General features: G+C 49.6%; 14 protein-coding genes. 13 read left to right on the forward strand and 1 reads right to left on the reverse strand.

Going from position 1 to position 19186, the window contains the following annotated elements:
- Window positions 1-289: 289 nt before the first annotated feature.
- Together IYN85_RS00365 and IYN85_RS00370 are read left to right on the forward strand one after the other, a co-directional pair.
- A complete protein-coding gene (locus tag IYN85_RS00365; protein ID WP_196156880.1) occupies window positions 290-2386 on the forward strand; it encodes a bifunctional diguanylate cyclase/phosphodiesterase in 2097 nt (698 codons plus the stop codon).
- Window positions 2383-2652, forward strand: a complete 270-nt coding sequence (locus tag IYN85_RS00370) for a late competence development ComFB family protein (protein WP_196156881.1) — start codon at window positions 2383-2385, stop codon at window positions 2650-2652. The genes IYN85_RS00365 and IYN85_RS00370 overlap by 4 nt, the downstream gene beginning before the upstream one ends.
- 48 nt (window positions 2653-2700) lie before the next feature.
- Here IYN85_RS00370 and IYN85_RS00375 read toward each other — a convergent pair whose 3' ends face one another.
- On the reverse strand, window positions 2701-3957 hold the full coding sequence (locus IYN85_RS00375) for an ABC transporter substrate-binding protein (RefSeq protein WP_196156882.1): 1257 nt from the start codon (window positions 3955-3957) through the stop codon (window positions 2701-2703).
- A gap of 492 nt (window positions 3958-4449) precedes the next feature.
- Here IYN85_RS00375 and hemC point away from each other — a divergent pair, with 492 nt between their 5' ends.
- The 11 genes from hemC to IYN85_RS00430 all read left to right on the forward strand — a co-directional run bounded on the left by hemC (window position 4450) and on the right by IYN85_RS00430 (window position 19068).
- The gene (hemC, locus tag IYN85_RS00380) at window positions 4450-5391 is read left to right on the forward strand and encodes a hydroxymethylbilane synthase (protein ID WP_196156883.1); all 942 of its coding nucleotides are present in this window, start codon (window positions 4450-4452) and stop codon (window positions 5389-5391) included.
- Window positions 5391-6128, forward strand: coding sequence for a uroporphyrinogen-III synthase (locus IYN85_RS00385; protein ID WP_196156884.1), 738 nt, complete (start codon window positions 5391-5393; stop codon window positions 6126-6128). The genes hemC and IYN85_RS00385 overlap by 1 nt, the downstream gene beginning before the upstream one ends.
- Window positions 6129-6152: 24 nt before the next feature.
- The gene (locus tag IYN85_RS00390) at window positions 6153-7277 is read left to right on the forward strand and encodes a uroporphyrinogen-III C-methyltransferase (RefSeq protein ID WP_196156885.1); all 1125 of its coding nucleotides are present in this window, start codon (window positions 6153-6155) and stop codon (window positions 7275-7277) included.
- Window positions 7274-8434: a hypothetical protein gene (locus IYN85_RS00395; protein WP_196156886.1), complete on the forward strand. Its 1161-nt coding sequence runs from the start codon at window positions 7274-7276 to the stop codon at window positions 8432-8434. The genes IYN85_RS00390 and IYN85_RS00395 overlap by 4 nt, the downstream gene beginning before the upstream one ends.
- A gap of 9 nt (window positions 8435-8443) precedes the next feature.
- The gene (locus IYN85_RS00400; protein WP_196156887.1) at window positions 8444-8929 is read left to right on the forward strand and encodes a GAF domain-containing protein; all 486 of its coding nucleotides are present in this window, start codon (window positions 8444-8446) and stop codon (window positions 8927-8929) included.
- 403 nt (window positions 8930-9332) lie between these two features.
- Window positions 9333-10580, forward strand: coding sequence for an ABC transporter substrate-binding protein (locus IYN85_RS00405; protein ID WP_196156888.1), 1248 nt, complete (start codon window positions 9333-9335; stop codon window positions 10578-10580).
- A gap of 237 nt (window positions 10581-10817) precedes the next feature.
- Complete coding sequence (locus IYN85_RS00410; protein ID WP_196158434.1) at window positions 10818-11705, forward strand: carbohydrate ABC transporter permease; 888 nt, start codon at window positions 10818-10820, stop codon at window positions 11703-11705.
- A complete protein-coding gene (locus IYN85_RS00415; RefSeq protein WP_196156889.1) occupies window positions 11702-12586 on the forward strand; it encodes a carbohydrate ABC transporter permease in 885 nt (294 codons plus the stop codon). The genes IYN85_RS00410 and IYN85_RS00415 overlap by 4 nt, the downstream gene beginning before the upstream one ends.
- 14 nt (window positions 12587-12600) lie before the next feature.
- The gene (locus IYN85_RS00420; protein ID WP_196156890.1) at window positions 12601-13710 is read left to right on the forward strand and encodes an ABC transporter ATP-binding protein; all 1110 of its coding nucleotides are present in this window, start codon (window positions 12601-12603) and stop codon (window positions 13708-13710) included.
- 386 nt (window positions 13711-14096) lie between these two features.
- Window positions 14097-16961, forward strand: coding sequence for a GGDEF and EAL domain-containing protein (locus IYN85_RS00425; RefSeq protein WP_196156891.1), 2865 nt, complete (start codon window positions 14097-14099; stop codon window positions 16959-16961).
- A gap of 22 nt (window positions 16962-16983) precedes the next feature.
- A complete protein-coding gene (locus IYN85_RS00430; RefSeq protein WP_196156892.1) occupies window positions 16984-19068 on the forward strand; it encodes a diguanylate cyclase domain-containing protein in 2085 nt (694 codons plus the stop codon).
- Window positions 19069-19186: the final 118 nt, after the last annotated feature.

The following is a 19186-nucleotide window of genomic DNA, read 5'->3' on the forward strand; positions in this document are numbered from 1 at the left end:
CTTCCGAATAATTGCTTGGAACCGATAAGGGCAGAAATTTGCAGTTTCTGCCCCTTCTGTTGGGTCTTTCAATATAATGGCTGAGCATGTTTTTAGGTTCTGAATAGAGCTCACTATTTCTTTCAATACCCGATTCGCTCCGTATATGGACTAGTTAGGCCGCGGTGATTTGAATCAATCAGAGTTGCCTTCAGTTCTTTACCATCTGGATTGAGGCCATTTCCCGCCTTTTTTGTGTCTGTACAGATCCCGTCTAGACTGAACGTATCAGAATGGCAGGACAGGATGAATGACGGCAAGACGTGGGCTGTTTGTGTTGGTAGCGGTGTCCATTGCGATGGTGGTGTTTTCCGTGTCGGTAACCATCCGATTGCAACGGGTGGTCGCCATTACCAACGGTCTTATTGAGTCCTTTGATGCCCTCGACAGTTGGCAGGTCGCAACGCAGCAAACGCCGGTTGATCAGCAGGCCATTGTGCGTAATGCCAATATAATCGTGAACTCAATTCCTTCGGTTATCGGTGAAGCCAAACGCGATTCCGCCTCTTTTATTTATTTTCTGCGTCAGTATCAGGCCGACGAAACCGCACAGGCTAATGCCGCGGAGCTGAAAGACATGTTGGTTTGGGATCTGTTTGACTGTCATCGATTGCAAACACAATACACTCAGCTAGTGAGTCTCAGTCAGGTGGGGTTGTCGATTTTAATCCTCTGTATCGGCGTGTTGAGTTATTTTATGGGTCGGCGCGCTCAGGATTATCGCTTAGCCCCTTTTCCAGAAGCCAATCCAAACCCAGTATTTGGTCTGAATTATCGGGGGGACCTGATCTATACCAACGACGCCGTGCACAGGGCCGTCGCCGAGTACCTTGAACCCGGTGGCGAGCCCACTCAATTACTGCCGGAGGATTACGTAACACAATTGCAGGAATTAGTGAACCGTCACCAGTTGCACGAAGTCTGGGTGCACAACGTGCATGAGCATATTTTTCAACTGCAGCTTCAGTTGTTGCCCAAACATGATCGAATCCATATTTACGCTGAAGACATCACCGAACAGGAAGAAATTAGGGCTCGAAATGCATTCATTGCTTACCACGACCCGGTTTGTATGTTAGCGAATCGGCAGAAGCTGGAGCAGGTGATTGATCAGTCGGACGATCCAGCACAACCCTTGACGTTGGTGATGACCGTTGTTTCCGGTATGGCCGGTGTTCTGTCTACTCAGGGCTTGGCAGTCGCGGATCGGTTTGCGCGTGAGTTTTCCATCCGCTTGCGCAGTGCCTATGTTTCTGTGTTAACGGAACACGACAGAAAGCCACTGGTGTTTCGCTTTGATGCCAACCTGTTTGGCTGTTTGTATCAAGGGGAGCTTGCAACTGAGGTTCATCGCCGTTTGGAGAAAGCCTTGGAACAAACCGTATTGGCCCCCTTTAGTTTTGGCAAGCGCGATTATTATTTCCATATACAAAGTGGGGCCGCCTCTGCACCGGCCTCTGTGTCGGCTCGGCAGCTCATTCAACGGGTGAACCTAGCCTTGCATTCCATAAACGGGTGTGAAGCTGCATATCGGGTTTACGATCATCGGATTGAAGCCGATGTTCAGCAGCGGCAACGCATTGAGCAGTCCTTGCGGCGCGCCGTAGAGCTTGATGAACTGCAAATGCTGTATCAGCCTCAACAAGATTTACGGACCGGAAAGCTGGTAGGTTTTGAAGCGCTGATGCGCTGGCATCTGAAAGGCGAGGTCATTTCGCCTGCAGATTTTATCCCTATCGCGGAAAGAACAGGACTAATACACAGTATGGGCAATTGGGCGTTGCGGGATGTGTTTAAACAGGCCATTGATTGGGATGCCTTGCCCGCGGTCGACAATACGGTTATTGCGGTTAATGTCTCTGCATCGGAGTTTACCCGCCGCAATTTTATTGCGGATGTTAAGAGTGCGTTGAATGACTATCCGGTGAATCCACAAAAAATCCAGATTGAACTGACCGAAAGTCTGCTGATTGAAGATGAATCCGTTGCCATAGAACGCATGCATGAGTTGAAAGCGCTGGGTTTTTCATTGGCTATTGATGATTTTGGTACCGGCTATTCCTCATTCAGTTATCTTTCCCGCTTTCCCATCGACAAACTGAAAATCGATCGATCCTTCATCGTGAATTTAAAAAATGGCGCACGTGATCTCGCGGTAGTCGCTGCCATGGTTGATGTGGCCCACCAGTTAGACATTGAGGTGATTGCCGAAGGTGTTGAACAGGACAGCGAGCGACAGGCATTGATCTCCTTGGGCTGTGATCAGCTGCAAGGGTATTATTATGGCCGACCGATGAGTGCATCGCAGGCGACGATTTTTGCAACAGGGCAAACGGAGGCTCTATGAGTTTTGACAGTCAGATTTCAAATTTCTATGAAAAGTTGGTCGTTGATGAACTGGGTCATCGATCTGAGTTGGCGGATGTGGGTGACGATATGTTGATCGATATGGCCTGTGTGGCGTTAAATCAATTGCCTGCCCGATATTACCGCTATTCGGTGGATATGGCTTTTTACCTGCCTGCCTCGGAAATGCAGAAAATGGAAGACGATGTCACCAAGGCGGTAGAGTATGCCATTTCGTTTGTGCAAAGCCGCAGCAGTCGTAGCTGATGGGTTAAGTTGAGTGACCAGGCGCAGCCAGGGCTGCGCCGGAATAGTTTACTTTAAAATGTACTGACCATAACGAATGGCTTTCGCCAATTGCTTGGACGATTCTGCTGGTGTGTCCGGCGTTTTCGTCAGTTCTGCAATTTTTTCATAAAAGTATTGCTGTACTGTCCCCGTTGTTGCCATACCGTGAGCGATACTGGGTAACAGTGCACCGTTGTCATTTGCGTTTAAAAACTCAGACATTGAGTATTGTGCGCACAGATCGAAGGTTGCCATGGACATGTCCGTTCTCGCCGGAATAGAGCCTTTGTTCTGGTTAAACGCGCTCTGGAACGAATCACTCATAATATTACGGACAAGGGCTGTTTGCGCTTGAATTTCGCTGGCTTCAACATTACGTAAGTTGAAAATAGCAAAGCTGTCGATGTTGAATAGGAATTTATTGGCCGTGCCGGGAGCCGGAACACACATGAAATCTTTGTTCGGTTTTTTCTCGGCCTTGATAAATTCACCTTTGGCCCAGTCACCCATGAACTGAAACGCGGCTTTGCCTTCGATGACCTTGTTAGTGGCCTGATGCCATTCGGCGTCACTGTCGAATTTCATGAGTTTAACCAGTTTGTAATAACGCTCGAATACAGCGTCGGTTTCGGCGCTTTTAATGGCTGAAAACTCATGTTCGACAAAGGCTCTTTTATAGTAGTCTGCCCCGCCAACAGATAACGCAACCGCTTCGAACAGCGTGGCATGTTGCCAAGCTTGATCGCCTTGCGCGATGACCTGATAACCAGCATCCTGAATAACCTTGGCCGCCGCATCAAACTCATCCCAAGTTTTGGGCGCTTTGAGATTCAGCGCGTCCAACAAAGGTTTATTGATCCAGAGCCAGTTGGTTCGGTGTACATTGACCGGAACCGCGACATATTGATCGTTGTGTTTCATGACATCGGAGACCACCGATGGGAGCTTGTCGTCCCATTTATCGGCTTGTGCGATGTTGTTCAGATTCGCCAGAAAACCCAGTCTCGCCCAACGTTGAATATCGAGGCCTTTGATCTGTGCCGCGGCTGGTGGCAGCCCTTTGAGCACACGGGTTTGCAGTTCTGCCATGGCATTACCGCCACCGCCGCCTGCGATAACGAAGTCTTGCCACTGATGACCCTCATCCGCCATCTGCTTTTTAAGCACGTCTAATGCGGCAGCTTCACCGCCTGAGGTCCAGTAGTGCAGAACCTCTACATTACCGGCAAACGCAACCGGGGTGGCCAACAACATCAGTAGTAATTTGTTCACTAGTTTAGGCATTGAATCATCTCTCTTATTATTTTATTCGCCTAATCCTTCAGGAAAATCTGAAATCCCTCAGAATCGACTAAGCATACTTCAACCGTCTGTAACCTAATGTATCAAAGTGTGTTTAACTGCCACGCAAATATCCATTGGCGGTTAAAGTCCGGCTTCTTATGCGCCTTGGCTGCCCGTACATTAAGGGCTTGGGCAGTATCTGCTTTATATACAGCTCGGCATTTGTGAGTTGCCTGTTTCGAAATTTTGAAATACAACAGGCTTATGCTCGTTAATCCTAGACCCTAAAAGGGATACTTGTGAAATGGTGGGACTGTAAAAAAGCTAATCGGTGGAAGTTTAAACAAATAGGGTTCGTTTTCAGCGCGCTCGTTCGGGGTATATTGACTCAAAATTTGCCTGTGGATCGGCTGACATCGCCGCATTGCGTGTCTACAGCATTCTTGTGCGATGGTACACTGCACGCAATCGTTAATTACCAAGATAGATTCCATGACTGAAATTTTGAAAATTGCAACGCGCAAAAGCCCTTTAGCCCTATGGCAAGCCGAGTTCGTAAAAGCAGAGCTCGAATCCTTTCATCCTGGCTTGACCGTTGAGTTAGTGCCCATTAGCACACAGGGAGACAAAATCCTGGATGTGGCGTTGTCAAAGGTCGGTGGTAAGGGGTTGTTTGTCAAAGAGTTGGAAGTTGCCATGGCAGATGGGTTGGCGGATATCGCGGTTCATTCGATGAAAGATGTCCCTATGGACATGCCCCCTGGCTTTGAGTTGTCAGTCATTTGTGAACGCGAAAATCCCTTTGATGCATTCGTCAGCAATGAGTTTGAGCACATTGATCAGTTGCCCAAGGGGGCCATACTGGGTACTTCCAGTCTGCGGCGGCAGGCCCAGATTCTTGCCCGGCGCCCCGACATAAAGGTTGAATTCTTACGTGGCAATGTCGGCACGCGGTTGGGTAAGCTCGACTCTGGTCAATATCAGGCCATTATTCTCGCCAGCGCCGGTCTCATTCGATTGGAATTATCCGATCGGATCCGGCATTCACTTTCCGCGGAATGGTGTTTGCCGGCAGTAGGGCAGGGCGCAGTCGGGATCGAAACCCGTGCCGGTGATGCACATGTTCAGGCTCTTTTACAACCGTTACAGCACAATGACACTGCACTACGAGTCATGGCGGAGCGCGCCATGAACCGCGCACTCAATGGTGGCTGTCAGGTGCCCATCGCAGGGTATGCGACGCTCGACAATCAAGACCTCATGCTGGAAGGTCGGGTTGGTTCGGTCGATGGGCAAACCCTGCTGCGGGCCGCTGGGCAAGTTAGCTTGACTGGCGACTATGAGAATCAGGTCGGGCAAGTGGACGCACTGGGTAAATCCATTGCTGAGCAACTGCTTGCTCAAGGGGCCGGCACTCTGTTAGCGGCGCTGTAATGCTGAACATACTGGTTCCCAAAGCTAAAAACGAACAGGCTCGTTGGCTGTCTTTGGTAGACGCCAGCTGCGCGCAATTGTCTTTTGTAGACCCTTGGCAAATGACTGTCATGCCGGAAACACCAGAGCAAAAGTCAATCTGGCTGAATATTGATCAGTACAAAGGTGTTATCTCGGTTAGCCCCAGTGCTGCCCGAGTGCTCACTGATGCACTGGATCGCTATTGGCCCATGCCGCCTGTCGGTATACATTGGCTGTGTAATGGTCCCCGAACCGCGTCTGTTCTTGAGTCTGCTGGCTTGAAGGCCGGCTACCCGCAGAGTGGGTACACGGCTGAAGACGTTCTGCGTATGCCGGAAACGCAGGTTGCATTCGATGACAAATGGCTGATTGTGAAAGGTGAAGGTGGCCGTGTAACCTTGCGTGACACCCTAGCGGTAAGGGGAGCGCTGGCAACGGAAGTGGTGGTGTACCAGCGCGAAGTTGACCGGGCAGCCATAGCCCGGATGGTGCAGGCAGCCGAACATTGTGATGTTCTATGGTTAAGCTCGGAATTTCTGGGTGAGCAGCTCCTGACGGATCACGCTGAGTTCTGGCGGAGTTGGCCGGGCCAGATCTGGGTATCGTCTCCCCGTATGCAGCGATGGGCCTATGCACAGCGGCTAAACCGGATTTCGACGGCTCCTGGGGCTACGCCAGAAGCTTTGGCAACTATGATTAATCAAACCCGCACCTGATTCAGGTACGCAAATAGGTGAACTATGACCGAACACGATAAGGAAGAATCGACGTTGGTATCGACAGACGAAAACTCGTCCACGGCGCAGGCCGCAGTTGAGGATTCTGACGCTAATGAAGTGTCGGCGACGGAGCATTCAGAGACGGCTGCGGTACCGGATGAGCCTGCCAGAAAGCGCTTGATCAGCCGACTGCCGGTGATTCTCCTGCTTCTCACGCTGACTATCGCTAGCCTACTTGGAGGCGCGGGCTGGTGGTTCTGGACGGGCTATCAACGTGATTTCATGGCATTGCAACAGCAGCAGCAAACGCTTTTGGAAGAACTGCAGGCCAGTCAACGAAAAATGGCTGGATTTGAGCAAATGAATGAGCAAACCAATGCGGCCTGGCAAGCCGGGGTTAAATCATTGGAGTCTATGGTCATTGAGTCGGCGCAGCGCATGAATCGCCAGGCGAACCGTACCAATGATCGATGGCCCCTGGAAGAAGCACTCACACTGACCCGCTTGGCTCAACAGCGTCTGCAGTTGGATGCCAGCGCGCAAGTCGCCATCGGTCTGTTGAAATCGGCCGATACGATTTTCTCGGGGATGGATCAGGCCGCCGTGCTTCCGCTCAGACGTCAATTGGCCCAAGATATACTGTCGCTGCAAAACACCGGCGCTGCCGATATTAACGGCCATTATTTTGCCTTAGATGCGGTGGCAAATCAGGTCCGAAAACTTTCTTGGCTACCAAAACCTGTCACCCAAAGCCCAATACCGGACGAAGCGGACCCCATAACCGGTTTTTGGCATGGGTTGAAGCAGATCGTTGTGGTGTCCCGTTTGGACGTCCCGAAGCAACCAGTGCCATTACAGTCCGATTTTGAACGTTGGCGTCAGCATACTCTGCTGTTGTTAGAGCAGTCTCAGCTGGCGTTGCTGGCTCGCAATCAACAGCTTTATGACGCGGCAATTGAACAATCCTTAGAGCAACTGCAGTTTATGCAGAATCAACTCAAGTTAGCAACGCTTATGACCAGTGTGGCGGAGCTGCAGGGCGCGACATTGAACCCTCAGTGGCCTGACATTGGTAAAAGCGTCGACATCATCGAGCAATATCTTGCGGAACAGCAAACCACCGCCGAAGCGGAGGGTGCCCAATGACCCGACTAATTTTCTGGCTGATCGGCGCGGTTGTTGTTCTGTTACTGGGCGGTGTTTTCGCTCTGATGATGACCAAAGACCCCGGCGTGATGATGCTTACTTACAATGGATGGATGGTTGAAACCACGTTCTGGACCGGGATTGGCTTCATCGTGTCGACGGTCTTGGTTATTTTGGTTTGCGTTGCATTGTTCCGAAAATTCGCGCCAACACGAATCTGGTCAAACTACCGTAATCGTCGTGATCAAAAGGTGGCAAAAAAAGAAACCGCCATCGCCATTCACAGCTGGCTGAAGGGTTCGGACGACCGAACATTGCAGGCGATTGACCGTATTGTAGCCGCTGGCGGTTCAGGTCGGTTGCCGGCGGCTGTCTCATTGGCCGTCGGGATGCATCATGGCGATTGGTTGGAGCGCTACGCGAAGTTCATTGAACAGGATCCGGAACTCAAGTTATTTGCCGACGCACTGCAGGCTGAGCGGTTGTGGCAGTTGACTAAATATGATGACTTCATTGACCTGATGCGCAGTCGGTTCGACCTGCGGCAGGTGGCTTGGTTGCGTGACCGGTTTTGGCAAGCAATGCTACTGGAGAAAAAATCCGCAGAGTTGGTCACTATAGTTAATGAAGCCGCCAATATTCAGCCAGAATATCGACAAAACTGGTTGCTGAAAGCCGCTGTCGCTGCCTTGGCAGAAATGCAAGGTGACGTTGACGCTGGCAATGTGATTTTCAAGTCTCTCTCAAAGCATCAGCGTAACCTGCCAGACATTGTTCAGGCTGAAGTGCGTTACCGGGTGTCAATCGGAGAGCATGAGCAGGCCTTTAAACGGCTGAAATTCTTGCTCAGCCATGACGCTAATGTGGAACGCTGCGCTTCCTTGCTGGATATCAAAATAGACAATTTACAGAAAATTAATTTCATCGAATCCGTCGAGCCGTTGAATCCGGGTCCGGAATATTGTCGTACGGCAGGTGTCATTAATCTCAGGCAACAGCTCTGGGGCAATGCTCAAAGTTGGCTGGAGCAGGGCTGGAAACAGGGTGATTCACTTAGCGGTTTTTACCTGGCAGAACTGTTTGAGCAGCGCAATATGATGGATCAGGCGACCCGACTGTATCGTGAACTTGCGAATCGTTCGATGGCAAAAATATAAGGTAGAAAAATGGCTGAAAAATTAACGGTGTCGAAGCATGACGACCGACTCACAGGTTACCGCGAACTACTACCGCAATTGCAAGGTTTGACGGCAGGAGAGTCAAACCAAGTCGCTAACCTAGCGAATGTCGCGGCTGCTTTGCGGCAGACCTTTGGCTTTTTTTGGGTGGGTTTCTATCTGGTTGAAGGCAACGAATTGATACTCGGACCCTTTCAGGGTGATATTGCCTGTACCCGAATACAGAAGGGCAAAGGCGTATGCGGCACCGCGTGGGCAGAATCCCGCACTCAATTGGTGGCCGATGTGGATGCCTTTCCTGGACACATCGCCTGCAGCAGCGCATCCCGATCTGAAATTGTGGTTCCGATTCTGAAAAATAGGGTCGTTGTGGCGGTTCTGGATATCGACAGCGATCGGCTTGATGATTTTTCTGAGGACGATGTGGAAGGTGTCGAAGCAATCTGTCAGTGGCTGGGAAGCTCAATTTTTTAACGGCATCGAAACCATAATGTTATCTGCTGATAATTTTTTTGTAACATGGATGTTACAATACTGGCCAATCGATTCTCACTTTCATAACCGCCTGTCTTCTTTGTTCCCAGCCCATATTCCCGCCGCAAGCCAACTTGGTGTTTGTTTCGATTTTTCGTGCCGCTGTTGAATTTCTTTGATCCGTGTCTAAAAAGTGCGGCTTGTTATACTTTGTTACGTTACGTTGCGCTTAGAGACGTTACTAAGTCTGGTCTTGGGTCTACAGTGAAGTGGTCTAAATCGACACGCTTAATTTATCCAAGGCATTCACAGTGATGACTTTGGTAGTGAAGCGGGTCAAAACTTAGCAATCCAGAAATACAGGTTCGACCTGTTTACAAAAACAAAAAAGAAGGAAGCAAAGATGTTTAAAAAGACACTGCTTGCAATTGCCCTGGGTGGCACGATCGCAGCGACTGCACAAGCTGGCGAAGTTGAAGTTCTGCACTGGTGGACTTCAGGCGGAGAGGCGAAGTCCATCGCAGTCTTGAAAGAAATGGTTAATGACGCTGGTCATAGCTGGAAAGATTTCGCGGTAGCCGGTGGCGGTGGTGAAAACGCCTATACTGTTCTGCGTTCACGCGCGGTTTCCGGAAACGCTCCCGCTTCTGCACAGATTAAAGGCCTTGAAATTCAGGAATGGGGTGATCTCGGCTTCTTGGCTGACTTAACGCCTGTCGCGTCATCGAATAACTGGGACGGTATTTTACCTGCAGTTGTTTCAGATGTGATGAAACATGACGGCAAGTATGTTGCAGCACCGGTAAACGTACACCGCGTTAACTGGATGTGGGCAAATAAAAAGGTACTTGATGACAATGGCATCAAGCCGCCGAAGAACATGAAAGAGTTGTGGGCTGCGTCTGAGAAGCTGAAAGCGAAGGGGATTACACCAATCGCACACGGTGGACAGCCATGGCAAGATGCAACTACTTTCGAAAGCATCGTATTGTCTGTCGGTGGTGCTGACTTCTTCAATGATGTATTCGTTGAGCATGATCAGAAAGCACTGGAAAGCAAAACGATGAAAGAATCGTTTGACGAGTTCAAAAAAGTCAAATCTTACATCGATAAGGGCGCTCCTGGTCGTGACTGGAACGTTGCTACCAGTATGGTCATTAAAGGTGAAGCAGCCTTCCAGTTCATGGGTGACTGGGCAAAAGGTGAGTTCTCTGCAGCCGGTAAGAAGCCTGGAACTGACTACTACTGCTTGGCCTTCCCAGGAACAGATGGCACGTTCACGTTTAACATTGACTCTTTAGCAATGTTCGAACAGCGTAACGATGACAACAAAGCAGCTCAGATGAAAATGGCTGAATTGATTCTGTCTCCTAAATTCCAGGACGTGTTCAACATGAACAAGGGTTCTATCCCAGTTCGTCTTGACCAAGACATGAGCGGCTTCGACAGCTGTGCTCAAGCGTCAATGGAAACCTTTAAGGCTACTTCTGCCGCAGGCAAGGGCTTAGTACCTTCAATGGCACACGGTATGTCTACAACATCTGCTATTCAAGGTGCAATCTACGACGTAGCGACTGAATTCTTCAACTCTGACATGAGTTCTGATGAAGCCGTCATGAAGCTATCTCGTGCGGTACGCGCTGCGCAATAAGCTGCAACAGCTAAGCGTATAACGTCTGTTATACGCTTTATGCAGGGGCGATTTCCTCGCCCCTTTCCCAGAACTTGTCAGGTAACCCCTGAGCGAATGTTTACGCAATTTTGCCAAACATAATGGGTAACGTCTGTTTATCGCAAAAGCAGTACTACAATGAAAGAGGTCCAACTGATGACAACGCATAACGCGCAGGCTTCAGTCCTTAACGAAAACAAACTAGACGGTAATCGCATGTCGACATCAAAACGATCCAAAGGGATAGACTACTGGCTGCCAAAGCTCGTACTGTCACCCACCGTTGCCATAACCATTGTGTTTATCTATGGCTTTATTCTCTGGACAACAATTTTGTCCTTCACTAAGTCCCGAATTCTGCCGCAGTATGAATTCGTTGGTTTTGAACAGTACGTTAAATTATTCCTGAATGACCGCTGGATGGGGGCATTAGCGAACCTGGCCATCTTCGGTATTCTGTTTATCGGTATCTGTATGGTGGTCGGTCTGGTCTTCGCGATTCTGCTCGATCAGAACATCCGTGCCGAAGGTGCATTACGCACCATTTACCTGTACCCGATGGCGCTGTCATTCATTGTGACCGGTACCGTGTGGAAATGGATCATGAACCCAACGGTGGGTATTGAGAAATTCATGCACGATATTGGCTTTTCGGGGTTTTCCTTCGATTGGATTGTCGATCCAGATATGGCTATTTACACCGTAGTTATTGCGGGTATCTGGCAATCATCCGGTTTCGTGATGGCGATTTTCCTGGCCGGCTTACGTGGTATCGATACATCAATTATTAAGGCTGCTCAACTCGATGGTGCCAGCTTATTCGCGGTGTATACCCGTGTGATCATTCCGTCCATGCGGCCGGTGTTTTTCTCAGCCTTTATCATGTTGGCTCACATCGCGATTAAGAGTTTTGACTTGATCATGGCACTGACCGGTGGCGGTCCCGGTAACGCGACCGATGTGCCAGCTATCTTCATGTACCAGTTTTCGTTTACCCGTGGCCAGTTGGGCATCGGGGCATCATCGGCGGTAATTATGCTGATGGGCGTTACCGCTATCCTCATTCCATACCTGTATTCCGAGTTACGAGGTGAAAAACAATGAGCCAGACTAAAGTAAATGACGCTCGTTATAAGGCAATTACAGGCCGAGCTATCTTGTACGCTGTGTTGGTCATTGTGGCACTGTACTACTTGGCTCCCCTGTTTCTGATGATCGTCACCTCGTTCCGTTCGATGGAAGAGATTCGTGTTGGTCAATTGATTGAATGGCCGAAAACGTTCACCTTTGACGCTTGGGCCGCCGCTTGGAATCAAGTTCAGATCGGTGCCCGTGAAGACCTTGGTCTGAAGCCGTACTTTATGAATTCTATCCGCATGGTCATACCATCAGTATTGTTGTCGACTGCTTTTGGTGCCCTGAATGGTTATGTCTTGAGCTTTTGGAAGTTCCGCGGAAGTGAATTATTCTTTGCGTTCTTGCTCGCAGGCTGCTTTTTGCCTTTCCAGGCTATCTTGCTGCCACACTCCATTGTGCTGGGCAAAATGGGTATCAGCGGCTCAACGCTGGGGTTGGTCTTTACCCACGTTGTTTACGGGGTTGCGTTTACAACGCTATTCTTCCGAAACTACTACGTGAACCTACCCGGTGAATTGATCAAAGCAGCCAAGCTGGATGGCGCAGGTTTCTGGATGATTTTCTACCGCATCATTCTGCCGCTATCCACACCGATTCTTGTGGTATCTATCATCTGGCAGTTTACTCAAATCTGGAACGACTTTCTGTTTGGTGTGGTGTTCTCAGATCCAAATTCACAGCCGGTCACCGTAGGCTTGAACAATATGGTGAACTCAACAACAGGCGAAAAACGCTACAACGTAGACATGGCTGGCGCCATCATTGCCGCGCTTCCCACCGTTCTTGTGTACGTCGTCGCTGGTAAATATTTTGTTCGCGGCCTAACCGCCGGTTCAGTGAAAGGTTAATAGGAGTTAGATCTATGTCGGGTTTATCAATTCAAAACGTTAAAAAAAGCTTTGGCCAGACACACATTTTAAAAGGCATTGACCTGGAAATCCCTGATGGTGAATTTGTTATCCTGGTGGGACCTTCCGGCTGCGGTAAGTCAACCTTACTCAACTGTATTGCCGGCCTTGAGGAAGTGACTGAAGGTCGCATTCTGATGGGTGACATTGATATGACGTATGCGGCACCCAAAGATCGCGATATTGCCATGGTGTTTCAGAGCTATGCATTGTATCCAAACATGAATGTTCGGAAGAACATCGCCTTTGGCCTTGAAATCCGCAAAATGCCGAAGCAGGAAATCGAAGAAATTGTCGATCGCGTCGCTAAATTGTTGCAGATTGAAAACCTGCTGGACCGTAAGCCATCTCAGTTATCCGGTGGTCAGCGTCAGCGTGTGGCGATGGGGCGTTCGCTCGCCCGACAGCCTTCCGTGTTTCTGTTCGACGAACCGTTGTCGAACCTAGATGCTAAACTGCGTGTCGAGATGCGTACTGAAATTAAGAAGCTGCACCAACGCTTGGGCACCACGATTGTTTATGTGACACACGACCAGATTGAAGCCATGACGTTGGCAGACCGAATCGCCATCATGCGCGGCGGTGAAGTGCAACAGTTCGGGACGCCACAGGAAGTTTATGATGAGCCTGCCAATATTTTTGTTGCCGGTTTCATGGGCTCGCCTTCCATGAATTTCCTGCGTGTTGAAGTAGGTGGCGCAGACGGTCAATACCATGTCTTGGTCGCATCAGAAGGACATACTTACAAACTGCCTTCGCCGCCGACCCAGGCCGATTTATCCGCGTATGTGGGTAAGCAGGTCATTCTGGGGATTCGTCCAGAGCAATTGACTCATGTAATGCCACACCTTGAGAGCGGTCCGTTTGTCACCAAGGTCGCTGTTAAGGTTGAAGTTACCGAGCCAACAGGCGCAGATACTTTGGTGTTGACACGCATTAATGATGAAGAGTGCGAGTGTCGTGTACATCCCGCGGAAGCAGGCAAGCCCGGCGAAATGATGGATATCTTGTTTAACATGGAAAAAGCCGTTTTCTTCGATTCAGAGACGGAAGCACGCATTTAAGAAGTTGTACCCATTGTCGGGTTTGGTGCTTCTTAGCTGAATCTGACAGTGGTTGTAAGTGGAGAGTGCTGGTAGCCCAGTTTCTGGGAGTTGTCACCGGCGAAGCGTGAGCTGACCAGGTGCCTGTTTTCACTCGTAACAGGCTTTTCATACGCGGCATTTGCCGCGTTTTTTTTGTATTTCTCGGTTTTTCCGCATTCTTAGCTACAGGGCTGGCTGCTGACCCGTTCTGCTTCGTCTTTCCGATCAAATGCTGCAATTTTTACCAAACTGGCTAAACTGAACCTACGTTCTGTTGATTCTTGCCATTGATGTCTCAACCTTTTGATTCTAAAACAAATTTCAGTACCAGCTTATGTTGGGATGAGTTGTGTGATATTGCCGACATGATGCTTCGCACTGAGCTTGACCAATGGCGCGCCTCGCATAATCTGACGGGAATCGACATTGAGTTATTTAATTATGTGCGTGCTGTGCTGGAATCGGTTGTGTCTGTCGGGGATAACACCGGTGCGAGGCATTCTATTCGTTTCAATGAAGCCGACACAGCGCAATATGTGGTGACCCTCTATGGGTCTGTCGCCGATTCTGTGTGTCAAACTTTCGCCAATGGGCTGTTACCGAAACTCCGTCAATTGCAGTCTATACATGCACGCCTGCTTGGCGCGCAGGCATTTGTTCAATCCCCCGTGATTATGTGGCAAGCTGCTGAACTGGAGGGGCGCTGGGTGCTGACGCAGGCCAATGCAGCACTGGCAGAATTTACCGGTGAGCCGAAAGAAAGCTTTATTGGGAAAGATGCCGCAAAATTGGTGATCGATTTTGTTCATCCGGACGATCTGGCCAAGCTGATGAATGCTTACGATTTCACGCGCACCACCGCGCGGCAAATGACCTTGCAATATCGATTACGCAATGCCATTGGCGACTACGTGACGGTCACAGAACATGTTGAATACGCGCTGTCGAGCGAAATTAAGCAAAGCTTGTCTGTGGTGTGGCATCGCCAGCTGGACCAAATGGACAGCCAACTGCAGTATAAGATATTTCGAGATATAGAGAACGTCAGCAAGGATATTTCGCTGGAATCTGGCCGAACCTTCATTCGGCGGTTTTGCCAGCAACTGGCGACGATTGAAAACTTTGAGGCCGTCACGCTACTGACAAACACTCAGAGTACGTGGTGGGAGAGTTGGTTCGTGACCCGAGGTAGCCAGCAAACAGCGAATTTTCACGTAAACCTGCCCGATGCTATTACTTTATCGCAAGCCTGCTGGAATCGTGTCGACGCCGTGTCTACAGATTCTGAATTGCACGATTTGTTGTTTGGCTGCAGCGCTTATCAGTCGGTTATTCCTCTTTATTTTGAAGGTGAGTCTGTGACCGCAGCCCTTGCTTTGGGTAGCCAGGTCCCGCTGCGCAATATTGAAGCGATCGGTCAGTTGGTACGCATCTTTGGTGTTCGGATTGTTCGCGAAATAAAGCAGTTGCAGATTGCGGATGCGCAACGAGAGCAGAATGAGTTGCTGGTCAGACAGAAACAGCAACTAACGAACATGGTTACGCTGCTAGGACAGCTAGATGCCGCCGGTGATGAACATGAGTTCCTCCAGACCATGGAAACGCATTTTCGCGCTGCATTTGATCTGAAATGTGTTGATTGGGTCTTTTGGGAATCCGGTGAATGGCTGTATATAAATAAGTTGCCTTCCCTGGGGCATCTTCCTTGGTATACCAACGCATTGCCTGTGGTGAAGAGCTATTGGCTACGGTTTCTTGAAAACTGTCGGCGGACAGGGGAACTTACCCTCTACCGGGGTCGTCAACGAGTGTTTTGGCCTTTGGGACCCTCAGAGGCGGGGTATTTGATAGTTGCATTAACATTCCATTCCAATATGCCGGATGCGGAGTTAATGCAGTTCACTCAAAACGCATTAGCACTGGCCAAACAAGGGTTGGTGCAGCGCGAAAACTTGCGTTACCAGGCAACGCGAGATTCCTTAACGGATCTGGGCAATCGGGTGCAGCTGCATGCCTGGATGAAAGCTCAGTTGCCCGCACAACAGCACGCAAGTCTTATTTTATTTGACCTGAATCGTTTCAAAGAAATTAACGACAGTTTCGGGCATCAGTTCGGGGATAAATTATTACGTGAAATCGGTCCGCGTATTTCGCAAAGCTTGAACAATAAAAAACACTACCTGTCGCGTTTGGGTGGCGATGAGTTCGCTGTGTTTTTTCCAGATACCGATACTACTGAGGCCTTGAGTCTGGCAAATGAACTGCATGCTGCATTGGCAGAAAGTTATTTAATTGAAGGTTTGCGTTTTCAGGTCGAAGCGAGTGTCGGTGTGGCCCATTTCCCGGATCATGGACAGGACGGTCATGAACTTTTGCGTTGCGCCGATGTTGCCATGTACCAAGCCAAAAGCAGTAACCGTTCGGTTGTCGAGTTTAACACCGAGCTCGACGATACCACGCCGTTGCGCATCGCGGTTTTGTCGGAATTGGACACTGCATTGGCGGAAGGTCAATTATGGGTCGCGTACCAGCCGTTAATGTCGACCGCCACCGGACAAACTGGCGGATTTGAGGCCCTGATCCGCTGGACGCACCCCACTTTCGGACCGTTATCTCCAGCTGACTTTATTCCGATAGCCGAGATGGGTGAGGGCATTCGGAAAATAACCGACTTTGTCCTGCATCAAACCTTAACCTACTTACAAACCTGGCGTCAGCTGCTGCCGGACCTGCACGTGGCGGTAAACATTTCGCCCAGAGTGCTGTTGAACCATCAATTTCCTATCCATATCGGTGAGATGCTTGCAGAGTACAATTTGCCCGGTGAATCTATCATTATGGAGTTGACGGAATCCACGCTATTGGTAGACCCGATTCGAGCAGTGGAAATCATCAACCTGCTCGGTGATATGGGCGTTAAAGTGGAAATCGATGATTTCGGCACCGGTTACTCATCGTTGTCGTATCTGAAGAGCTTGCCGATCACTGCACTCAAAATAGATCGCTCTTTCGTCACCGATATTCTGCAGGACAGCCAAAACGAAGTGATTGTGCAATCCACCGTACAGATGGCGCACAGTCTTGGTCTGTTAACCGTGGCAGAGGGTGTGGAAGATGAGGCTACGTTGCTGAAAATGATGCGACTGGGATGTGACATGATACAAGGGTACTATTATGCCAAACCCCTGCATGGGCGAGATGTCGCTGACTGGTTAAAACGTAATATGTGACGGCAACCTGGAAGAGAGCCGAATGAATCAACAACAACTGCACAAAGAGCTTTCCGAATTACTCGACCGTGTTCACGAAGATCCGCAAAGCGCGCAAATGGTCGCGGAAAAAGCGATTCTGTGGGCTGGCCGCAATGGTTGGCTCAATATTCTTGCGATGGCGAATCTGGTGGCGGGTTGGGCAAACCTGAACCAACATTTGCACGATACCGCCGTTGAACATTTTCAACGGGCCAATACGCTATTTAAAGATGTGGCTGAACCCGAGATGGTGGCTCAGGGCTACCATGGTTTGGGTAGTGTTTATCTTAAGATCGGCGAATATTCGCAGGCGATTGAGCATTTGCGTAAAGCGATTTCCTGGCTGAACCGGCTGGAAGATGAACAGGTGCTGGCAATGACCGTTCGGTTACGGCTGGCGCGCGCGTTGATGAACATCGGTTATTGGTCCGATGCGGAGCAGGAGTTGTTAAGCACGGGTTTGAACGCCGAAATGGATGATGTTGAGTTGGCCGAATATCAGTTGCTGGTATTGCGCTTGGCGTTTTACCGAGGCGATCAACGCAGCATCAAAGAGCAGATACAGCTGTGTCGTGAAATTGTGTTGGGGCTTGACCTAAAATCCGCCATTTTGGCACTGAATTATTACTCTTCACGCTATGTCGCCAAATTTGAAAAACTCAAAGTTGGCGAAGCAGAGCTTCAGCAGTTGTGGTTGAGTACCGACAAATCTGATGTCAACGTGTTCTATTTAGCTTACGAAGCAGCGCTAGACCTGTTGCACTCAGATTATCCGCAGCGCGGCATTCACTGGTTGTCGCTGTTGCTGGACGAAGACAATATCCCTTTGTCGTTGCAACAGCAGATTCATTTCTCCTTGGCGCATTTCTTTGTTGCTCATCTCAGTCACGAACTGGCGACAGAACATTATCAAGCGGCTGAACAGATCGCCTCGGCTATCCGTGAAAGTGAAGTAAACCAGCAGTGGGCTCGGTATCGTGCTGACGAGGCGCACCAAACGTTGCGTAAACAAATCGATCAGCACAAAAAGAATAATCAGATACTGGCGGAGAGTAATGCGCTGTTGCAGGCCGTGAATCGTATCGCGATGACGGTAAATTCTGCGTTGGATTTAGACAGCTTACTGCGGCGTCTGCGAGATCAGCTGGCCGGTTGGATCGACTGTGAAGTCATTGCTATAGCGTCCTTGCGGGATGAGGCATTGTATTTTAATTGCATTTTCGAAGGTGAACGCCGGATATCTGGCGATGTGATTCCTTTGTCGGAGACGCGTGCCTGGTCTGTGCGGGCGGTCAACGAAGGTCGGATTCTTTACGACAATGACTTCGTACGCAAAGACGAATTGTTGATGGCGGACTCGCCTAATATGGTGCGTTCGGTCTCTTTTACGCCACTGAAATGTGAAAACCGTGTCATCGGTATTCTGTCGTTGCAGTCGCGTCGGGCAAATGTATTTGACTTGCGCGCCATCAGCTTGCTGGAGTACATCGCACCTGTGGTCGGTATTGCCTTTGCCAATCTGCTAAATCTGCAACGAACCCGTGAACTCAGTGGAGAGTTGAACAAACAAACGCAAGAGTTGAATGATGTCCGCCAGCTAATGGCACATATGTCCGATCACGATGAGCAAACCGGATTGCCGAACCGCAGCAGTTTGCCATTGCATTTTGAGCAATGGCGTAGGAACGGTGGCTTTTCTTGTTTAGTGTTGCGAGTCACTAACCTTGATGAAGTTAATAACCAGGTCGGGTTCGGTTCCGATGAAGAAATTATTAAAGTGATCGGTCAGCGACTGCGCAACCGGGTGCGGCCGGACGACTTGCTGGTGCGGTTGGGCAGTGACCAGTTCATGCTCTTTGTTGAACAAATGGCCTCAAAAGACATGGTGATTGAGTTTGCTAACCAACTGCTGCAATTGGCCGAACAGCCATTGCGCGCTAAAGATCATACTGTTGGCGCTAATGTTGCCATTGGTATCGTCAAATTTCCGGACCACGGTGAAACACTTGAAGAGATTATGTCTATGGTGTCCATCGCTCTTAGTCATGCCGCCAGTGATGAGTCGTCGATTTTTTGTGTTGAGTAAAGACCTGGATGTTTGCACACCCATATAGTGTCCTGAATCAGAAGTTCGCTTGATTGTCGCGCCCGAAGGGAGCTAATGGAAAACACTATTACGGCGTTGCTCTTCTTGAGAAGATCTC

This window comes from Reinekea sp. G2M2-21 (assembly GCF_015687175.1).
Classification (GTDB): Bacteria; Pseudomonadota; Gammaproteobacteria; order Pseudomonadales; family Natronospirillaceae; genus Reinekea.